At 53.1% G+C, this 18,775-nt stretch carries 16 protein-coding genes and 1 other RNA gene; 15 read left to right on the top strand and 2 right to left on the bottom strand.

Annotated elements, in window-relative coordinates:
- Positions 1 to 34 precede the first annotated feature (34 nt).
- The 5 genes from dnaG to rnpB all read left to right on the top strand — a co-directional run bounded on the left by dnaG (position 35) and on the right by rnpB (position 5,732).
- Entirely contained in the window at positions 35 to 1,858 is a 1,824-nt protein-coding gene (dnaG, locus tag U9M73_RS09775; protein ID WP_260070460.1) for a DNA primase, read from the top strand.
- A gap of 46 nt (positions 1,859 to 1,904) precedes the next feature.
- On the top strand, positions 1,905 to 3,029 hold the full coding sequence (rpoD, locus tag U9M73_RS09770) for an RNA polymerase sigma factor RpoD (RefSeq protein WP_009225560.1): 1,125 nt from the start codon (positions 1,905 to 1,907) through the stop codon (positions 3,027 to 3,029).
- A gap of 317 nt (positions 3,030 to 3,346) precedes the next feature.
- On the top strand, positions 3,347 to 4,108 hold the full coding sequence (locus U9M73_RS09765; protein WP_036645658.1) for a tRNA (adenine(22)-N(1))-methyltransferase: 762 nt from the start codon (positions 3,347 to 3,349) through the stop codon (positions 4,106 to 4,108).
- Positions 4,084 to 5,199, top strand: coding sequence for a Nif3-like dinuclear metal center hexameric protein (locus U9M73_RS09760; RefSeq protein WP_323077000.1), 1,116 nt, complete (start codon positions 4,084 to 4,086; stop codon positions 5,197 to 5,199). The genes U9M73_RS09765 and U9M73_RS09760 overlap by 25 nt, the downstream gene beginning before the upstream one ends.
- A 120-nt stretch (positions 5,200 to 5,319) precedes the next feature.
- An RNA gene (rnpB, locus tag U9M73_RS09755) (RNase P RNA component class A) lies at positions 5,320 to 5,732 on the top strand.
- 89 nt (positions 5,733 to 5,821) lie between these two features.
- On the opposite strand, the gene U9M73_RS09750 is transcribed toward rnpB, so the two are convergent.
- On the bottom strand, positions 5,822 to 7,771 hold the full coding sequence (locus U9M73_RS09750; protein ID WP_323076998.1) for a S8 family peptidase: 1,950 nt from the start codon (positions 7,769 to 7,771) through the stop codon (positions 5,822 to 5,824).
- 405 nt (positions 7,772 to 8,176) lie between these two features.
- On the opposite strand from U9M73_RS09750, the gene U9M73_RS09745 reads away from it, so the two are divergent.
- From U9M73_RS09745 to thiI, 7 genes are all read left to right on the top strand, one after another.
- Positions 8,177 to 9,421: an IS110 family RNA-guided transposase gene (locus U9M73_RS09745; protein WP_016310842.1), complete on the top strand. Its 1,245-nt coding sequence runs from the start codon at positions 8,177 to 8,179 to the stop codon at positions 9,419 to 9,421.
- A gap of 314 nt (positions 9,422 to 9,735) precedes the next feature.
- Entirely contained in the window at positions 9,736 to 10,239 is a 504-nt protein-coding gene (locus U9M73_RS09740) for a YpuI family protein (RefSeq protein ID WP_009225564.1), read from the top strand.
- Between the two features lie 107 nt (positions 10,240 to 10,346).
- The gene (locus tag U9M73_RS22195) at positions 10,347 to 10,601 is read left to right on the top strand and encodes a DUF1540 domain-containing protein (RefSeq protein WP_397376595.1); all 255 of its coding nucleotides are present in this window, start codon (positions 10,347 to 10,349) and stop codon (positions 10,599 to 10,601) included.
- A gap of 29 nt (positions 10,602 to 10,630) precedes the next feature.
- Positions 10,631 to 11,041 (top strand): hypothetical protein, encoded by a 411-nt coding sequence (locus U9M73_RS09730; protein ID WP_009225566.1) that lies wholly within the window; start codon positions 10,631 to 10,633, stop codon positions 11,039 to 11,041.
- A gap of 187 nt (positions 11,042 to 11,228) precedes the next feature.
- On the top strand, positions 11,229 to 11,996 hold the full coding sequence (locus tag U9M73_RS09725; RefSeq protein WP_009225567.1) for a lytic transglycosylase domain-containing protein: 768 nt from the start codon (positions 11,229 to 11,231) through the stop codon (positions 11,994 to 11,996).
- A gap of 119 nt (positions 11,997 to 12,115) precedes the next feature.
- Entirely contained in the window at positions 12,116 to 13,255 is a 1,140-nt protein-coding gene (locus tag U9M73_RS09720) for a cysteine desulfurase family protein (protein ID WP_036645596.1), read from the top strand.
- 15 nt (positions 13,256 to 13,270) lie between these two features.
- Complete coding sequence (gene thiI, locus U9M73_RS09715) at positions 13,271 to 14,503, top strand: tRNA uracil 4-sulfurtransferase ThiI (protein WP_009225569.1); 1,233 nt, start codon at positions 13,271 to 13,273, stop codon at positions 14,501 to 14,503.
- Between the two features lie 61 nt (positions 14,504 to 14,564).
- Here the strand turns inward: thiI and U9M73_RS09710 are convergent, their stop codons facing one another.
- On the bottom strand, positions 14,565 to 15,176 hold the full coding sequence (locus U9M73_RS09710; protein ID WP_407673909.1) for a TerC family protein: 612 nt from the start codon (positions 15,174 to 15,176) through the stop codon (positions 14,565 to 14,567).
- A gap of 223 nt (positions 15,177 to 15,399) precedes the next feature.
- On the opposite strand from U9M73_RS09710, the gene U9M73_RS09705 reads away from it, so the two are divergent.
- The 3 genes from U9M73_RS09705 to typA all read left to right on the top strand — a co-directional run bounded on the left by U9M73_RS09705 (position 15,400) and on the right by typA (position 18,763).
- Positions 15,400 to 16,059 carry a TerC family protein gene (locus U9M73_RS09705; RefSeq protein ID WP_323076995.1) on the top strand — a complete coding sequence of 220 codons (660 nt, stop codon included), beginning with the start codon at positions 15,400 to 15,402 and terminating at the stop codon, positions 16,057 to 16,059.
- Between the two features lie 156 nt (positions 16,060 to 16,215).
- The gene (locus U9M73_RS09700; protein WP_009225572.1) at positions 16,216 to 16,716 is read left to right on the top strand and encodes a hypothetical protein; all 501 of its coding nucleotides are present in this window, start codon (positions 16,216 to 16,218) and stop codon (positions 16,714 to 16,716) included.
- Positions 16,717 to 16,921: 205 nt separating this feature from the next.
- A complete protein-coding gene (typA, locus tag U9M73_RS09695) occupies positions 16,922 to 18,763 on the top strand; it encodes a translational GTPase TypA (protein WP_009225573.1) in 1,842 nt (613 codons plus the stop codon).
- Positions 18,764 to 18,775: the final 12 nt, after the last annotated feature.

The following is an 18,775-nucleotide window of genomic DNA, read 5'->3' as shown; positions in this document are numbered from 1 at the left end:
CGATACTCACGCGTGAAAGATGAAGGTGATTTGGATGAGTACCGGGCGTGGCATTCCGGAGGAAGTCATCGAGGCGGTTCTGCGTCAGCACGATATCGTCGATACGGTCAGCAAGCACGTTCATCTAACGAAGCAGGGGAAGTATTTGAAGGGGTTATGCCCGTTCCATTCGGAGAAGACCCCGTCGTTTACAGTCACACCCGAACGCCAAATTTTCCATTGCTATGGCTGCGGCAAAGGCGGAAATGCCATCAAATTCAGGATGGAAATCGAAGGATTAACCTTTCCCGAAGCTGTCAGAATCATGGCGGACGAGGCGCATATCCCTTACGAGGATAAGGGCAGAGGTTACGCCGATACCCCGCGTAACCGGGAGTTGGAAGAGCTGCTGCAGGCCCATGAGTGGTCCTCCAAGCTTTATCATTATTTGCTCAAGAACACCGAATACGGAAAGCCGGCGATGGAATATTTGAAATCCCGCGGCTTTACCGACAAGGCCATCGATACGTTCCAGATTGGTTACGCACCCGCCAGATGGGATACGCTCGTCCAGTTTTTGGACAAGAGATCATTTAATCTAGAAACGATGGAGAAGGGTGGATTGCTGTCATCGAAGCAGGACGGTTCCGGTTACGTGGATCGCTTCCGCGACCGGGTCATCTTCCCATTGCACAACCGAAACGGCAAAGTGATTGCGTTTGCGGGCAGAGTGCTCGGCGACGGGCAACCGAAATACTTAAATTCGCCGGAAAGTAAGCTGTTTACGAAGAGCCGTGTTCTTTACAATTTGCATCAAGCCAAGAACGAGATCCGCAAGACGGGCCAAATCGTCCTGTTTGAGGGTTACGGCGATGTCATCAGCGCATGGGAAGCCGGAGTTCACAACGGTGTCGCCACCATGGGGACCGCTTTGACGGAACACCATGCGGCGATCATGCGGAGCCTTGCCGATGAGGTATTGGTCTGCTATGACGGAGACTCCGCCGGTCAGGCTGCAGCCTTAAAGAGCATCCCGATCCTCGAAGGCGCAGGATTCTCCCAGGTAAAAATCGCAATGCTCAGCGAAGGGCTGGACCCTGATGAATTTATCCAAAAGTACGGAGCCGAACGGTTCCGCCATCAAGTTTTGGATGGTGCGGTATCTTCCGTTAAATTTAGGCTTATATATCTGAGAAAAAACCATATACTGCTAGAAGAAGACGGAAAGATCGCTTATATCAAAGAGGCGATGCCGATTATTGCGGCGCTCTCCTCCCCAAGCGAACGCGAAATTTATTTGAAGGAGCTCTCCGCCGAATTGCAGGTGTCCTTCGACAGCTTGAAGCAAGAGTGTAACGAGCTGAGAACGGCTATGCAAAAAAAGGCAAATGCCGGGGATAATAAGCCCGAAAGGTGGAATAATGGTAGGCATAAAAAAGGGCAGGCATCCATGCCGACGTTGCTGCCCGCTTTTCATGTGGCGGAACGGAGACTGCTTTCATTCATGCTGCAGGACGAAGAGGTGTCCCGCTATGTAGGCGAACGCCTTGGGACGAACTTTAACATCGAAGATCATGTGGCGATTGCCGCTTATCTATACGCCTATTACGCGCAAGGGAAACCCCCGGATGCCAGCCGTTTCATTTCCTCACTTCAAGATGAGCGGCTAGAGCAGACGGTCATCTCGATCGCGATGATGGATACACCGGCCGAATGGACAACACAGGAGCTGGACGATTGTATCCGTGAAATTCAGAAGGTGCCGCTGCTGGAGCAGATCAAACGTAAGAAAGAGGAAATGGTTTCGGCCGAACGGGCCGGTGACTATTTGCGTGCGGCGCAAATTGCAAGTGAGATTATTGCCCTAGAGAGACAGTAAGACGAACGGACTTTCGATGATGTTTCTAGGGAGGAGGGAGCCAGAAATGACGAATGAACAACATACTGAACTAGAAACGGAACTCACCTTGGATCAGGTAAGGGATCAATTGATCGAACAAGGGAAGAAAAGATCATCCTTAACTTATAAAGAAATTATGGAGAAGCTTTCGCCATTCGATCAGGATCCCGAGCAAATGGACGAGTTTTTTGAACAATTGGCCGATCTCGGCATCGACATTACCGGTGACGGCGACGATGATCATCGGAGCCGCGGCGATGGAGACGACTCGCATGACGATGATTTTAATTATGACGACGACCTCTCGCTTCCTCCGGGAATCAAGATTAACGATCCAGTTCGGATGTATCTGAAGGAAATCGGACGTGTACCGCTGCTGTCGGCGGACGACGAAATGGAGCTGGCCAAACGGATCGAAAACGGGGACGAAGAGGCAAAGCGGCGCTTGGCTGAAGCCAACCTGCGGTTGGTTGTCAGCATCGCCAAACGTTATGTTGGTCGCGGCATGCTGTTCTTGGACTTGATCCAAGAAGGAAATATGGGCTTGATTAAAGCCGTGGAGAAATTCGACCACAAGAAAGGCTTCAAATTCAGTACCTATGCCACCTGGTGGATCCGTCAGGCCATTACCCGTGCGATTGCCGACCAGGCCCGAACGATTCGGATTCCGGTTCATATGGTCGAAACGATCAACAAGCTGATTCGGGTATCCCGGCAGCTGCTGCAAGAGCTGGGACGCGAACCTGCTCCGGAAGAAATCGCTGCGGAGATGGATCTTAGCGTGGAGAAGGTCCGGGAGATCATGAAGATCGCCCAAGAGCCGGTTTCGCTGGAAACGCCGATCGGGGAAGAGGACGACTCCCATCTTGGCGACTTTATCGAAGACCAGGAAGCCTTGGCGCCAGCCGACGCAGCGGCTTACGAGCTGCTGAAAGAACAGCTGGAGGATGTACTGGACACGCTCACTGAACGCGAAGAGAACGTGCTCCGTTTACGGTTTGGACTGGACGACGGACGTACAAGAACCCTTGAGGAAGTGGGGAAAGTCTTCGGCGTAACGCGGGAGCGTATCCGGCAAATCGAAGCGAAAGCGCTCCGTAAGCTGCGCCATCCTAGCCGCAGCAAGCGGTTGAAGGACTTCCTCGAATAGGCGTCATCGCCTGCAATCTTGACCTTCTGCAGCCAAGCAGCAAGGTCATTTTTGTTACAGCGGCGCTTTATGGACGTAGACCCGGAAGCAGGTCGATAACGGCTCTGATGTCCGTTAAGCGTCGTCCCTTTCTTTTGGAATAATTTCCTTCTTTTTCTTTATTGGTTTTTATTTTACCGTTTTTCCCTGGGCATTGCAAATCGCTGTGGAGCTGCTTTCCGCGGTATGTGATGCCCTGGCACTTTATTATCGATCGCTATGTGGCATATCTGCTATTGTTGTGAATTAAGGAAAAAATGGGTGGTGTGGATAACGACATGAAATTGTCAGCTAGATTGCAGCTTATTGCCGACTGGCTTCCGGCCGGATGCCGGTTTGCCGATATCGGTTCAGACCACGCGCTGCTGCCCGTGGCTGCCGTGCGCAGCGGACAAGCGGTCTTCGCCGTCGCCGGCGAAGTGAACGACGGCCCGCTGGAAGCGGCACGCCGTCAGGTGGCTGAAGCCGGGGAGACGGCGCGGATCTCTGTCCGCAAAGGGGACGGACTCGCCGTGATTGCACCCGGCGAAGTTGACGTGATCACCATCGCCGGGATGGGCGGGGCGCTGATCTCCTCCATTCTCGATGCCGGCCAAGCGAAGCTGGCCGGTGTCAAGCGGCTCGTGCTGCAGCCGAACGTTGGCGGAGAATTTGTCCGCCGCTGGTTGCTCGAGCACGATTGGTATTTGGCCGAAGAGGCGATCTTGGAGGAGGACGGCAAAATTTACGAAGTGCTTATGGCCGAAGCCCAGCCGGATGCCGAGGTCCGGAACGCTGAGCTGTACCGTGAACGCCAGCTGGCGGGAGGCCGGGTCAGCTTGACTCGCGAGCTCCTGCTCATGATGGGGCCTCGATTAACCGCGGCCCCCAATGAAGTCTTTTTCAGGAAATGGGAATCAGAGCTTCGTAAGCTGGAGGGGATCCGCCGGTCGGTGGCTTCCTCAACGCTGGAGGCATCCCGTCAGAAGGAAGCGGAGCTTACCCGGTTATCGGAGCAGTTAAAGGAGGTGCTGGCATGTTTGCCAAAGGACAAACAGTAGTGCAATACATGGAGCAGTTGGCTCCTAAGCATGTGGCGATGGAGGGGGACAAAATTGGCCTCCAACTAGGCAGCCTGCAGAAGGAAATTCGGGGCGTGCTCGTAGCATTGGACGTGAATGAGGAGGTTGTAGACGAGGCAATTGCCTTAGAGGCGGATCTGATTGTCGCCCATCATGCCATCATTTATCGTCCGCTGGCTCATTTGCAGAGCGACACGCCGATGGGCAAGGTGTACGAGAAGCTGATCAAAAACGATATCGCGGTATATATCGCGCATACGAACCTCGACGTCACGGACGGCGGGATGAACGACTGGATGGCGGAAGCACTGGGCATCGAAAGCGCCGGCTCGCTTGAAGATGTGCATACGGACAACCTGTATAAACTGGTCGTATTTGTGCCCAAGGATCACCACGAGCCGGTGCTTCAGGCGATGTTGAACGCAGGGGCAGGCCACATCGGTAACTACAGCCACTGCAGCTTCAACCTCGAAGGCTTCGGCACGTTTAAGCCGGGAGAAGGGACCGCCCCGTATATCGGCAGCCAAGGCAAGCTGGAGCGGGTCGAGGAGGTACGCATCGAAACCGTTGTGCCGCATAGCCTGCGCAACAAGGTCATTCAAGCGATGCTGAAGCAGCATCCGTATGAAGAGGTAGCCTATGATCTGTATCCTATGGATTTGAAGGGGCGCACTTTTGGACTTGGACGGGTTGGGAAGCTAACGGAGCCTGTTACGCTCCGGGACTTCGTGCAGCGCGTCAAAGAGCGACTGGACGTGCCGATGGTTCGAGTTGTCGGGGATTTGGACCGGCCGATTCGCAAAGCTGCAGTCTTGGGCGGTTCAGGCGGACGGTATTGGAAAAATGCCCAATTCCGCGGGGCGGACGTGCTCGTCACCGGGGACGTAGATTACCATACCGCACAGGATGCCTGGATGGCTGGGGTTGCGATCGTCGACCCGGGGCATAATGCGGAGAAGATCATGAAGCCTCGCGTTGCTGCTTGGCTGACTGAAAAATTAAGCGAAGACAAATATGCAACCCGGGTACATGCTTCCCAGGTCAACACCGAGCCGTTTCGATTTATGTAAAATGGCGTCTGGGACCTACGAATATCCGTCTCCAAAGCTGGCAGGAAACGTCAGCCTTACCGGAAAAGCGCTCTTGTCAGCGGACGGCAATGTCTGTATACTAACTAGTGTTGCCTTACGAAAGTTTGACAGACAATCGCCGGCGGCTGCAAAGCCGCGGGAGGAAAGTCCGGGCTCCACAGGGCAGGGTGCTGGATAACGTCCAGTCAGCGCGAGCTGAAGGATAGTGCCACAGAAATGGACCGCCGATGGACTTCTCCACTTCGTGGAGGGGTCACAGGCAAGGATGGAACCGAGGTGTAAGAGACCCCGAGGAACGCTGGCGACTTCGTTCCTGGTAAACCCCACCTGGAGCAAGACCTAATGGGACGCAGCTTCTTTGTGAAGCGGCCTTTGCCCGAGGCGCGTCCGGGTTGGTTGCTGGAGCCGCTCAGTAATGTGCGGCCTAGATAGATGATTGTCACTCAAGGCGGGAGGGTGGTTCCCGTTATACCGCAACGAGTACAGAACCCGGCTTATGGCAAACTTTCATCACTAAAGGGAACATGACTTATATCAATGTCAAAGCCTCCGCATCGCTTGGATGAACTTCCAGCGATGCGGAGGCTTTTGGTTTAGGAAGTTATTTGACGCGATCCACCGCACGCTCCATTTTACGTTGGACTGACTGCGGCCAGAACTGCAGCGGAGCTGCACTGCCACCAGCAGCCTGCAACGCGGCATAGACGTCGATCTGCCCGTACCCGTAATATTTGTCCCGACCTTTTTCACCAAGATCGATGACGTTCTTCCGGATAATGTCCATGACCTCGGTGTTCTTCAGGTCTGGATTCACCGATCGGATCAGAGCAGCGAGAGCTGCGACGTGCGGGCTCGCCATCGATGTCCCGGATAACGCGGCATACTGATTATCCGGATAGGTGCTGGCGATGCTTTCACCTGGGGCCATCACGTCGATGTAATCGCCGTAATTGGAGAAGGAAGCTTTCTGCATGTTATAGTCGGTTGCCGACACGGACAACACTTCAGGATAAGCGGCAGGGTACCCTGGACGTTCGGTATTATCGTTCCCTGTAGCCGCAATCAGCACCACATCCCGCTCATATGCGTACTTGATCGCTTCATGCAAAAACTGGGCATCGGCGTAGTTGCCAAGGCTCATATTAATCACTTTAGCGCCGTGGTCCGTCGCCCAAATGATGCCCTGGGCCACCGAATACGTTGTGCCTGAACCGGATTTGTCTAGCGCCTTCACCGGCAATATTTTGCCGCCCCACATCATGCCGGCGATCCCTTCGCCATTGTTCACATTGGCGGAAATGATGCCCGCCACATGCGTGCCATGCCCAACATCATCGGTAGGCTCCTTGTCCGGTTCGATCACGTTGTAGCCCTTCAGCAATCGGCCCTGCAGATCAGGGTGCGTCAGATCCACGCCGGTATCCACGACCCCTACGATCACGTCGTTGCTGCCCTTCGACAATTTCCAGCCGCGGTTCGTCTCGATAATCGGCAGATTCCATTGGTATTCGGAGAACAGCAAATCGTTTGGAATCTCGGGATTATCTTCGGTGCCTTCGGTGCCAGCTACCTTATCGTCTTTGTAATAGTAGCTTTCCGGATCGTCCCAAATGCTGTCGCCGTTTTCATTGGTCAGATAGAGATAATGCGGCTCGATATACTTTGGCTGCCATTTATTTTGAAAATATTGCTTCAGCTGATTCATGCTCATCGTGTCCGAACGGAAGATGTAGGTGCTGTTCAGCTTCCGCGGCGGTTTGCCGGAGATGTCGGCCAAAATCTGCTTTATTTGCTCGTCTGTTGGCTTGCTGTGGAACATTACAACGATTTCGTTCTCGTAGTAATGGCTTGCTTTTTCGTTGTCATGCCCCGTCTTCACCGTAATGTCTTTCAGCGTGTCCGCATGCACCGATTCTACCTTGAATTTGCCTTCCTTCGGATAAGGAATCAAACGCAGGTTTTTATGCTGGTGATCCTGCACCCGCCCTAAGATTCCGATATCCATTACTGCGATAATCCCTTGCTTTTTGCCCTTCACCGGCTCTGCAGCAATGAAATATTTCGGCTGCTTCTCTGGGAAGGAAGGCGATTCATAACTGCTTGATTTGCTTAACGCTTTTTTCGCGTAACCCAAATAGGTGTTGAGCTGCTTACTTACAGCCGGATCCGGTTTAAAATCCTCCCGCCGAAACTGCCGGGTTTGCCCTTTTGTGGCATCGTACCAGAGGATCGCCTGAAAATGCTTATGATCCTTCTGCAATTTCTGCGCGGCATCTTGCAGCTTGTCACCTATGCTGCCGGGAGAGCTTGCCGCAAGCGAACGAAGATGCCCCCGAGCGTCCATCCGAGATAACCGTTCGGTTGCGGTCATATCCCGTTTCAGCATGCTTTGCTTTAATTTCTGCTCCTCCGCCGGCTTTGGCACGGTTAGCTGAGTTACGGATTTCCGTGGAGTTGTCTTGTCATTGTCCGCGGATGGGAGAAGAAGCGAAACCGCAGCTACCGCCGCAGCACCCGTTAACCCCAAAGCGGTCCATCTGCGCCAGTTCATCAGTTAACCTCCTCGTATAGTATCTTTAAAAAGCTCTTTTAGGTTCATTTCCATCCCCCCGGGGGATGGAAAACAGCCTCCAAATTTTCAGCTTGTTCTTTGAAAATTCTATCAGGGACTGGACTTTCCGGTATGCCTCTGGACAATGGAACGTAGGGTCCATTCGGGGAAATCCTTCTGCCTCCAGTAGCATCGTCTACTCCTTAAGTCTGTTTCTCCGGTACGCGTCTGAGCTTCTTACCCGCTGGCTGTTCCCTTCGGCATCCCATGCCCGGTTTTAGCAGATCCGGGGCAGCTCATGGCCCGAAGTGTGTCCTCATACGCGAGGGTGATAGATCTGCGCGTGCGCCGGAGGCATCCCGGAGCGTCCATTCCCTGAATCCCTAGCGAAAGGAGGAATTTCACTTGAAGCTTTTTGTCGGTATTGACGTGAGCTCGCAAGAGCTCGAAGCGTGTTTCATGAACGCTGACGGTGACAAGCTTGAGACACTCACCGTCAAAAACAATTTGAATGGCGCCTCGCACTTGCGTGACCAAATCGTCGCTGCAGCGGACAAGTTGGCCGTCACCGAGATTCACATCGGCTTGGAAGCCACTTCCGTCTACAGCTGGCACCCTGCCATGTACCTGCATCAGGATCCAGCGCTTCGAGAGCGCAAGGCCAAGGTGTTCACCTTGAACCCCAAGCTCATCAGCAAGTTCAGAGAAGCCTATGCGGATATGGACAAGACCGACCGGCTCGACGCCTGGGTCATTGCGGATCGCCTGCGCTTCGGCCGCCTGACGACCACCATCGTCATGCAGGAGCAGTATGTCGCCCTTCAACGCCTCACGCGCATGCGTTTCCACTTGGTCCATAACTTGGCTCGCGAGAAGCAGTACTTCTTGCAGAACCTGTTCTACAAGTGCAATGCGTTTACAACCGAGGTCGACAGCTCCGTGTTTGGCCATGCGCTCATGGAGATGCTCTCCGAGAAGTTCAGCCTCGATGACATCGCCGAGATGGACGTGGCCGATCTGGCCGACTATCTGCGGGACAAGGGACGCAATCGTTTCCCCGATCCCGAGCGGGTCGCCCGCTGCATTCAGCAAGCTGCCCGCGCCTCCTATCGGCTGTCCAAGGTCGTGGAGGATTCGATTGACCTGGTGCTCGGCACCTCCATCGAATCCATCCGCAGCATCCAGAAGCAGCTCAAGGATCTCGACAAAGCGATCGAGCGGGTCCTCGACGGCATTCAAGGCGCTCAGTGCTTGCTGTCAGTGCCCGGCATCGGCAAAGTCTATGCAGCCGGTCTGCTCGGCGAACTCGGCGATATTGAACGGTTCAAGGATCAAGCCGCCGTCGCCAAGTACGCGGGTCTGACGTGGCGCAGGCACCAGTCCGGCGTCTTCGAGGCGGAGGACACCGCCCGCATCAAATCCGGCAACCGATTCCTGCGCTACTACCTCGTTGAAGCTGCCAACTCGGTTAGGATGCGCGATGAAGAATTCGGTGAATATTACCGGAAGAAGTATCACGAAGTGCCCAAGAATCAACACAAACGCGCCCTCGTCTTAACGGCAAGAAAACTCGTGCGTCTGGTCGATGTGCTGCTACGCAGCGGCCAACTCTACACGCCTCGAAGGAAGGTGAATAGCGCCAAGGATTAACGCCTCCTTTGCCTTAGTCCTTCACGAATTCCCAGTAAAAATCTGGTATCTGACATGGTTTTTGGCTGGGTTTGGTTTGATGCGCCCTTTTTTCGTGACTCCGCGCTCAACAGGCACGGGAAATTTCCAATTCGATTAAATCAACAGCTTGACATCATACCGCTGGACTTTAACATGTGTCCAATGTCCATAGCCATAGCGTGAGGTGATGTCTCTGATTTTATTCTTGAGGGATACCGTATTCTGTAAAATTGTGTTACGATAATTTCGATAATGACTATACCGATCATTACAGGTGAAGGAGAATTGTTCGCATGCCACAAGCCAATAACATCAGGCAGCTGTGTGAAACCACTCGAGAGAAATTAAAACAAGCGGTGGAGAAGCTTGAAACGTTCTTGAACCAACATTCTCTGCCGCAGCTTATGGAAGGCCAAGACGAAGACAGAGTATTGTTTTACCAAGGATTTTTGTCAGATCTGCGTCACCTGCTTGTGTTCAGTGAGGTTTGCTACGAGAAGCTGGGCGTTGCCCTCCGTCGCGGAACCTTTGACGACGAAGCTGCTGAGAAAGTGCTATACCATGTGTACCATGACTGCGTTAATAACTTCTTCTATCCTAAAAATGAAAGCTATTCCGAAGATGGCAGATACGCTTATACCGGGCAGGATGCCATTCGATTCCGTAAGAAGCCGGTTCGCGCGGCGCGCGACATCGTGCTGGATATCACGGGGATTTTTGAGGAATTGCGGGACGATCTAAATTATTATGAAAGCGATTATTTAACCCAATTACGATTAAACCGTTCCGCCAAATAAATGATGGATGAAATGAAACGACAAGATGCCGCGATCACGGCATCTTTTTATTTTTGGGAACGATTTGCTAATTGTGCGGCGCATAAGGGAATCAGGCCGGGGAGAAAATGATACGCGAGGTGATCAATATGCCAAATGGGGAAAAACCCATAGTTAAATGTAGCGTATCCAACTGCACCTATTGGGGAGAGAAAAACGTGTGCAATGCCGACGTCATTATGATCGATGTCGATCAGCATGCGAAGAGCCGTTATTCGGCAGAGTTCGCCGGCGAAACGTTTGATACGGAACACCGAGATACCGCTTCATCGTCCGCTTCCACTTGCTGCCATACGTTTAAACCTAAGTCCAAATCGTCGTAAGGAAAACACATTTCAAGGAGGTGCTTCAGATGACGGATACCAAAGCAGACAAACCCCACAAAAAATCGGCCGAAAAGAGCCGCACCGACTATCCGCGTAAAGTAAATCGTGAGCACCGTGAGGAGTATGCGGCCGAGGTCACGCCGGCCGGGACGTTCAGCGGTAACGTGGTCCGCAGTGAAAGATCCGAAGAACCTCACGATGCCTCCCGGAACGAACTTGCGGATAACGCCAATACGGCGGGACGTACCGTAGGTTACGTCGGCGTTGGTTTAGGGATCGCCTCGTTGTTCTTATGGTCGATTATTCTAGGTCCGCTGGCTGCGGTTATGGGCTTCTATGCCTACAGCCAAGGCAACAAAACATCCGGAGCTTGGGCGATCGGCCTAGGGCTCGTATCCACGTTAAGCTACTTTGTACTGATGCCGTTTACCCGCTAACAGTCGTCCGATGGGGCTGCTGGTGGCGATGGAATCATGACCGTCATATCAATCGGCTAACGTCATCTTTAGGGCGTTGGCCTTTTCTTTTCTGCAGCTTTTATCGAAAAAGGGTGGTATGAGTCGCGGATTGCGTGTAAAATATAGGCATTGAACTAGTTATTCCTCGATAAGGAGCTTATAACGCATGCAAATCGATCCGCGAACGGTGGAACAGCTGATTCAGCTTCAGTCTTTAAACCCATTAAACTTGCAACAATCGTCATCTGAGCGGGTAACCGGTGATACGGACGGCTCGTTGTTTGATATATTGCTTCAGGAGTTGATGTTGGCGGAACAGGGCGAGAAATCGTCACCTGAGACCGAATCCAATGCCGATACTCAATCTTTGTTAGCGTCGCTTCAAGGGTATCTGTATTCTGCTGGTATTGACTCTGGGGAATCGTTGGACGGAGTCTTCGCAGAGATGCTTCCCAATTACTTGACGGCCGCTGCGGCAGAGACGGTAGGGGATGTCCCGGGGCAGGAGTCGGAGGGTATAGCCGATTTGCAGTCTTTGATTGCCCAGGCTAGTGCGCGATATGGAGTGCCGGAAAGCCTGATCAAAGCGGTGATTGCCACGGAGTCGTCCTTTAATCCGCAGGCGGTATCGTCCGCCGGTGCCAAAGGTCTGATGCAGTTGATGGACGCTACGGCGAAAGGGCTGGGGGTCAGCGATCCGTTTGATCCGGCGCAGAATATCGACGGAGGCACCAAATATTTGTCTTATCAAATCCACCGTTACGGCGGGGATATCAAAACGGCTCTTGCGGCCTACAATGCCGGACCGGGCAGACTGCAGCGGCTGGGAATCAGCAACGATGAGCAACTGATGGAGAAGTTCCATTTGCTGCCGCAGGAGACGCAGGGCTATATTGCCAAGATTATGCGAGCGCAAGCGAAATACGAGGCTTAATTGGTTATAAAAATTGAGTAGTACATGATTCGAAAGATCAAAGGGAAAACGCTCCGATCGCGGTGATTTCGGGTATACGCGTTTTTCATTTGATCTTTTTTGAGATGAAGGTGAAAATAATGATCTATTTCGACCATGCGGCGACGACCCCGCCCTACGAGGACGTCACCAAGACTGTTGCAGAAGTTATGGCACGGCACTATGGGAACCCGTCTTCGTTACACCGGCTGGGCGAAGAGAGTGCGAAGCTGCTGGACAAAGCGAGAGAGGTAAGCGCCGCTGCTCTGGGAGTTCAGTCGCGGGAAATCGTGTTTACCGGCGGGGCGACAGAAAGCAACAATATGGCCATTAAAGGGGTCGCCCTTCAGTTTACTGAGCGGGGCAAGCATTTGATCACGACGGCAACGGAGCATCCCTCCGTGTTCGAGAGTGTCAAGCAGTTGGCCACTTGGGGCTGGGAGACGACCATTCTTCCGGTTGACGAGGATGGAGGCGTGACTGTCGAACAGGTGCGGGAAGCGTTGCGTCCAGACACCGTACTGGTGTCGGTCATGCATGTCAACAATGAAACCGGGACCGTACAGCCGGTGGGGGAAATCGGCCGGATGCTTAAAGCGGTTGCGCCTCGGGTGCTGTTCCATGTGGACGGCGTTCAGGGCTTTGGAAAGCTGCCCTTGTCCTTGGCTGACAGCGGAATTGATTTATACAGCCTGTCTGCGCACAAACTAAGAGGACCCAAAGGAGTTGGTCTGCTGTACGTCCGTGAGGGGCTCCGGCTTGCGCCGCTGCTGGCAGGCGGCGGACAGGAGGGGGGCTACCGTTCAGGTACGGAGAACATCCCTTATATCGTGGCTTTCGCCAAGGCGTTGCGTCTGGCGAAGGAAGGCCGCGAGACTCGGGCAGCCAAGCTGTATGGCTTACGTGAGCGTCTAATGCATGGGCTTGCAGAGCTGCCAGAGCTGACGATCAATTCCCCGGCGCAAGGAGCGCCGCACATCGTGCATTTTTCTTATCCGGGGATGAAAGCCGAAGCGTTGCTGCACATGCTGGAGGAAGAAGGATTTTTCGTATCCACCCGCTCGGCTTGTTCTTCCAAGCGAAGTGAACCGAGCCGCATCCTGCTGGCCATGGGCAAATCCAAGGAAGTGGCCTCGTCCGGCATTCGGATCAGTCTGGGCGAAGAACATGAAGAACGAGACATTGACGCCTTGCTCGCCGCGTTAAAGCAATGTGTTAAGCGGCTGCAGGTTTTACGATAGGAGAGAAATGTTAAAATGGAATATGATATGCTGCTGCTCCGTTTTGGAGAAATTACCCTCAAGGGGCGAAACCGCTCGCGCTTCGAGAAAGTGATCCACAACCATGTCAAAGCGCTGATGCATGACTTCCCCCGGGCGGAAGTCATCAAAGAATACGGAAGAATCTTTATTGCCATAAACGGAGAGCCGCTTGAACCGATGATCGCGGCGCTGAAGAACGTGTTTGGCGTCACTTCGATGTCTCCCATCAAGGTTGTACCGTCCCGTCTGGAGGATATCCTTCAGACCGCGGTCGATTTCATTAAGGAGCTGGGGCCAGCCCCGGGAACGAAGTTTAAAGTTACCGCCCGCCGGATATGGAAGCCGTTCCCCCACTCGTCGCAGGAAATGAACAAGCTGGTCAGCAACCCGATCCTGAACGCCTGCCCCGAGCTTCGGGTGGATGTCCATCATCCTGAACTGGAGCTGCGCGTAGAGATTCGGGAGCAGGGCACGTATCTGTTCTGCGAAGTGATACCGGGAGCGGGAGGGTTCCCGCTCGGTTCAAACGGCAAAGCCATGCTGCTGTTGTCCGGAGGGATCGACAGCCCTGTTGCCGGTTGGTCGGCGCTGCGGCGCGGATTGGAAATCGAATGCGTTCATTTCCACAGCTATCCATTTACCAGTAAAAAAGCGGAGCAAAAGGTCATTGATTTAGCCAACGTGTTAGCTCAATATTCCGGCTTCATCAAGCTGCACCTTGTGCCGTTTACCGAAATTCAAACCAAGCTGGCACAGACTGGTCAGGATAACTTGATCATCACGATGATGCGAAGAGCGATGCTGCGCATTGCCACGAAGCTGGCGGAACGGAATGGCGCCTTGGCTCTAGTCACCGGAGACAGCTTGGGCCAGGTAGCCAGCCAAACGTTGTCCAGCATGAATGCGATCGGACGCGTAACCAATCTCCCGATCCTGCGGCCTTTGGTGATGACCGACAAGGTGGATATCATTGCGATGGCGCAGCAGATTGGCACGTACGACTTGTCGATTTTGCCTTATGAAGATTGTTGCACGTTATTTGTTCCGAAATCTCCAGCAACCAACCCGAATCTGAGGGTCCTGGAGAACGTTGAGCGTTCGTTGGAGAATTTGGATGAGATGATTGACAAAGCCGTAGAGGATACGGAAACGATCTTTATCCGCCCCGGGCGCAGCATCAAGCGACGGGATAACGCGGACAACGTCGTTCAGGAAAGTTGGTTCTAACCCTAAAGAGAAAACCCGCCCGGGCCAAATTCAAATGGCCGCATGCGGGTTTTGCTTTTTTCTACCGGGTTGCCGGATGGGTCTGAGCTCCTTCGGTTTCTTTGCGCTGCTGGCGCTTCTTCATGTAACCCGCCAACAGCACGCCGGCGATCACAATGGCGATCAGCAGATAACGAAGAGACGGGTTCTCCTCGAAGAAATGCGCGAAATGGCGTTCCTCCGTAATCATATTGGCGGCTGTGTAGGCAAGTACTGCAGCGCCAAGATATGCGATCCAAGGGAACTTGTCCAACAGTTTAATAAACAAGGTACTACCCCAAACAACGATCGGGACGCTGATCAGCAGGCCGATCACCACCAGCACCATGTGCTGCTTGGACGCCCCCGCTACGGCGATGACATTGTCGAGTCCCATGGCGGCGTCGGCAATGATAATCGTACGGATCGCCGGCCATAGCTTATCCTTCGCTTCGATGTTGTCATGGCCGCCTTCATCCGCCAGCACCTTGTAGGCGATAAAGACCAGCATCAATCCGCCTACCGCCAGCAGCCAGGGGATTTGCAACAGCCATACGACGATCAGCGTTGCGGCGATCCTTAGTACCACGGCACCGATGGTACCGTATAAAATGGCTTTCTTCTGGACCGAGTGGGGCAGTTTTCTTGCCGCCATCCCGATGACGATTGCATTATCACCCGCCAAAATGAGATCGATAAAAATGATATTGATCAGGGCGAGAAAAAAGCAGCGCTAAATAAGTCCACGTTATGTCACTTCCTCTATAGACGTATATACGTATTAAATCTCTAAAAGGATTCATTTGTCCAGAGTTGTTTTTTAAAGTGGCATAGCTTGGCTACATCCCTCATACAAGTTGTAGGGGGGAGGGATAAGCTTGGAACATTTGCTGCTGTTATCGGAAATATTAATCATCAATCTCGTACTCAGCGGCGATAACGCCGTTGTTATAGCTATGGCGAGCAAGAATTTGCCGCTTAAACAACGTAAGCGGGCGGTATGGTGGGGAGCGCTGGGAGCCATACTGCTGCGCTGCGTCTTGACCTGGGTAGCCGTGTTACTGTTGAAAATCCCGTTTATTCATGCGGCAGGCGGCGTACTGCTGGCTGCTATTGCCGTAAAGCTGCTGCTGCCGCAGGAGGAACACTCCCGCGTGGCGGGCGCAAGCTCATTGTGGAAGGCGGTGCAGACGATTCTTGCCGCCGATTTTATTATGAGCTTGGATAATGTACTGGCGATCGCCGCGCTGGCAGAGGGCGATGTGTCGATTCTTGTGATCGGGATCGCCATCAGCATTCCGATCGTGGTCTGGGGCAGCAACCTGATCGCCGATTGGCTGCAGCGTCTGCCGCTCCTCGTTTATGCCGGTGCAGGCATCCTCGGATACACTGCCGGAGAAATGCTGCTGCAGGATCCGCAGCTTGGACCGGCGCTTGCGGCGGCCGCTCCCGCATTGGCACGAGTCGTACCGGCGGGAACCGCCGCGGTCGTTATTATGTTCGGCTGGCTGCGAAAATGTAACGCCGGGCGCGGTTAACCGCACTCAGCAGTTCCATCCACACCATCCGAAAAAAACATCAGGCCCCCGCCTTAGGCCGAGTGGTTTTTTGGGCAGAATTCATATAAACTGGAAGTGAAGGGGATGTCGTAATTTGCAACGTCTTGTCCCTCATTGTCTTCTGGAAGGTGTGTGATGGATATGTCCGACAACAACAAACTCATGACAGGCGTCTTGATCCTCGCTGCCGGAGTGATTATCCTGCTCGGTAAATTAGGGTTTTTCAGCTTTCTTGGAAGAGCGCTTTGGCCGCTGCTGCTGCTGATCCCTGGGATCTTGCTTCACGTATGGCATTTCTGGCGGAAAGGCCCTGCGGAACTGCTGCTTCCCGGAGCCATTCTGGTCGTATACAGCCTCGTATTTTTTACCGGGGTCATCGGCGGATGGCAAACATTGAAATACACCTGGCCGATCTTCTTCCTAGGCGTTGCCGTCGGTTTGTTTGAATATGGTTATTTCGCGCCTCAGCGCCAGAACGGAATATTCATCGCCGCCATGATATTGGGAGCGATATCACTCCTCTTGCTTGGCTGGACGTTGTTTGCTTCGACGATCGTTTATTTCTTAGCTATTGTTCTGATCGTTGCCGGGATTTGGTTGATCGCTGGCCGGGGCAACCGCCGGAGATCTTGGTGAGTCACAGGGATAATTCTTGAAAATTTCAAGATTTCACGTATAATATAAGGGATATGTCAAGCGTCGGCATTTAAGTCGACGCTTTGTTTTGTGGTGGATGAGGCTGCACTTGGTCTTGTAAACTAATTCCTGTTCGAAGTGCAAATTGTATTTTATAAAACCATCTCAATAATCTATAGAGACGAAAGGATCTGGAGACAAACCTATGCATGATAGAAAACAAATTCGCAATATTGCGATTATTGCCCACGTTGACCACGGGAAAACGACGCTCGTCGACAAGCTGCTGCAGCAATCCGGGATTTTCCGGGAGAACGAAGCGGTGCAAGAGCGGGCCATGGACTCCAACGATTTGGAGCGGGAACGCGGGATTACCATTTTGGCGAAAAATACTGCCATTACGTACAAGGACTATTTGATTAATATCGTAGATACTCCGGGACACGCCGACTTCGGCGGGGAAGTGGAACGGATTATGAAAATGGTCGACGGCGTGCTGCTCGTAGTTGATGCTTACGAAGGTTGCATGCCGCAGACGAAATTCGTGCTTCGTAAAGCGCTGGAGCATCACCTGACGCCAATCGTCGTGGTGAACAAAATCGACCGCCCGGCTGCACGTCCGGCCGAAGTGATCGATGAGGTGCTGGATCTGTTTATCGAGTTGGAAGCCAGTGAGGATCAGCTGGACTTCCCGGTCGTTTACGCCTCCGCGTTAAACGGTACATCCAGCTTGGATCCAGAGAAGCAGGATGACAATATGCTGGCGCTTTACGAAACGATCATCGACCATATTCCGGCGCCTACGGAGAACGTTGACGAGCCGCTGCAATTCCTCGTGACGTTGATGGACTATAACGAATACTTGGGCCGGATCGCCATCGGCCGTGTGAACCGCGGCGTGATTCGCCAAGGTCAATCTGTGGCGGTGATGACGCGCGACGGCGGCAAGAAGACCGCTCGTATCGAGAAGCTGTTTGGCTTCCAGGGCCTGCGCCGCGTGGAAATCGAAGAAGCCGGAGCCGGGGACATCGTCGCTGTTGCCGGGATCAAGGACATCAATATCGGGGAAACGATCGCCGATCCAAATCACCCGGAAGCCTTGCCGGTCTTGAAGATCGATGAACCAACGCTGCAAATGACGTTCCTCGTTAATAACAGCCCGTTTGCAGGACGCGAAGGCAAATGGGTGACTTCCCGTAAACTGCGCGAGCGCCTGTTTAAAGAGCTGGAAACTGACGTTTCCTTGCGCGTGGATGAGACGGACAGCCCGGACGCATTTATCGTATCTGGCCGTGGTGAGCTTCACCTGGGCATTCTGATCGAGAACATGCGCCGTGAAGGGTACGAGCTGCAGGTATCTAAGCCTGAGGTCATCGTACGGGAAATCGACGGCGTGAAAATGGAACCGATCGAACGCCTGCTGATCGACGTGCCGGAAGAAAGCATGGGCGCAGTCATGGAAAGCTTGGGTTCCCGCAAAGCGGAAATGGTGAATATGGTTAACAACGGTAACGGCCAGGTTCGCTTGGAGTTCTTGATTCCAGCCCGCGGCCTGATCGGGTATCGGACGCATTTCCTTACGTTGACTCGCGGTTACGGCGTTATGAATCACGCGTTCGACAGCTATGGTCCATTCGTTGGCGGACAGGTTGGCGGACGTCATGAAGGCGTGCTTGTTTCCAGTGAAAACGGCGTTTCCACCCTCTACGGGATCTTGTCCATTGAGGATCGCGGGATTCTGTTCGTGGAACCGGGAACGGAAGTTTATGAAGGCATGATCGTCGGGGAGCATACCCGCGATAACGATATTGTGGTGAATATTTGTAAGGAAAAACAACTGACAAACGTGCGCTCCGCCACGAAGGACGAAACGGTGAAGATGAAGACCCCGCGGCTCTTCTCGTTGGAACAAGCGCTGGAATATTTGAATGACGACGAATATTGTGAAATTACGCCAAAATCGGTTCGCTTGCGTAAGAAGATTTTGAACAAGAGCGAACGGGAACGGGCAGAAAAACATCGCAAAATGGCGGAAGCCAACCTATAATTAGGAATAAGG

This window comes from Paenibacillus phoenicis (assembly GCF_034718895.1).
Classification (GTDB): Bacteria; Bacillota; Bacilli; order Paenibacillales; family Paenibacillaceae; genus Fontibacillus; species Fontibacillus phoenicis.
Note: the sequence above shows the minus strand (reverse complement) of the source record. Positions and strands in the feature narration are given on the sequence as shown.

What these genes read in the sequence shown, in the direction of transcription:
- dnaG (WP_260070460.1), top strand. Translation starts at nt 35, where the DNA reads ATGAGTACCGGGCGTGGCATTCCGGAGGAAGTCATCGAGGCGGTTCTG.
- rpoD (WP_009225560.1), top strand. Translation starts at nt 1,905, where the DNA reads ATGACGAATGAACAACATACTGAACTAGAAACGGAACTCACCTTGGAT.
- U9M73_RS09765 (WP_036645658.1), top strand. Translation starts at nt 3,347, where the DNA reads ATGAAATTGTCAGCTAGATTGCAGCTTATTGCCGACTGGCTTCCGGCC.
- U9M73_RS09760 (WP_323077000.1), top strand. Translation starts at nt 4,084, where the DNA reads ATGTTTGCCAAAGGACAAACAGTAGTGCAATACATGGAGCAGTTGGCT.
- U9M73_RS09750 (WP_323076998.1), bottom strand. Translation starts at nt 7,771, where the DNA reads ATGAACTGGCGCAGATGGACCGCTTTGGGGTTAACGGGTGCTGCGGCG.
- U9M73_RS09740 (WP_009225564.1), top strand. Translation starts at nt 9,736, where the DNA reads ATGCCACAAGCCAATAACATCAGGCAGCTGTGTGAAACCACTCGAGAG.
- U9M73_RS22195 (WP_397376595.1), top strand. Translation starts at nt 10,347, where the DNA reads ATGATACGCGAGGTGATCAATATGCCAAATGGGGAAAAACCCATAGTT.
- U9M73_RS09730 (WP_009225566.1), top strand. Translation starts at nt 10,631, where the DNA reads ATGACGGATACCAAAGCAGACAAACCCCACAAAAAATCGGCCGAAAAG.
- U9M73_RS09725 (WP_009225567.1), top strand. Translation starts at nt 11,229, where the DNA reads ATGCAAATCGATCCGCGAACGGTGGAACAGCTGATTCAGCTTCAGTCT.
- U9M73_RS09720 (WP_036645596.1), top strand. Translation starts at nt 12,116, where the DNA reads ATGATCTATTTCGACCATGCGGCGACGACCCCGCCCTACGAGGACGTC.
- thiI (WP_009225569.1), top strand. Translation starts at nt 13,271, where the DNA reads ATGGAATATGATATGCTGCTGCTCCGTTTTGGAGAAATTACCCTCAAG.
- U9M73_RS09710 (WP_407673909.1), bottom strand. Translation starts at nt 15,176, where the DNA reads ATGGCGGCAAGAAAACTGCCCCACTCGGTCCAGAAGAAAGCCATTTTA.
- U9M73_RS09700 (WP_009225572.1), top strand. Translation starts at nt 16,216, where the DNA reads ATGGATATGTCCGACAACAACAAACTCATGACAGGCGTCTTGATCCTC.
- typA (WP_009225573.1), top strand. Translation starts at nt 16,922, where the DNA reads ATGCATGATAGAAAACAAATTCGCAATATTGCGATTATTGCCCACGTT.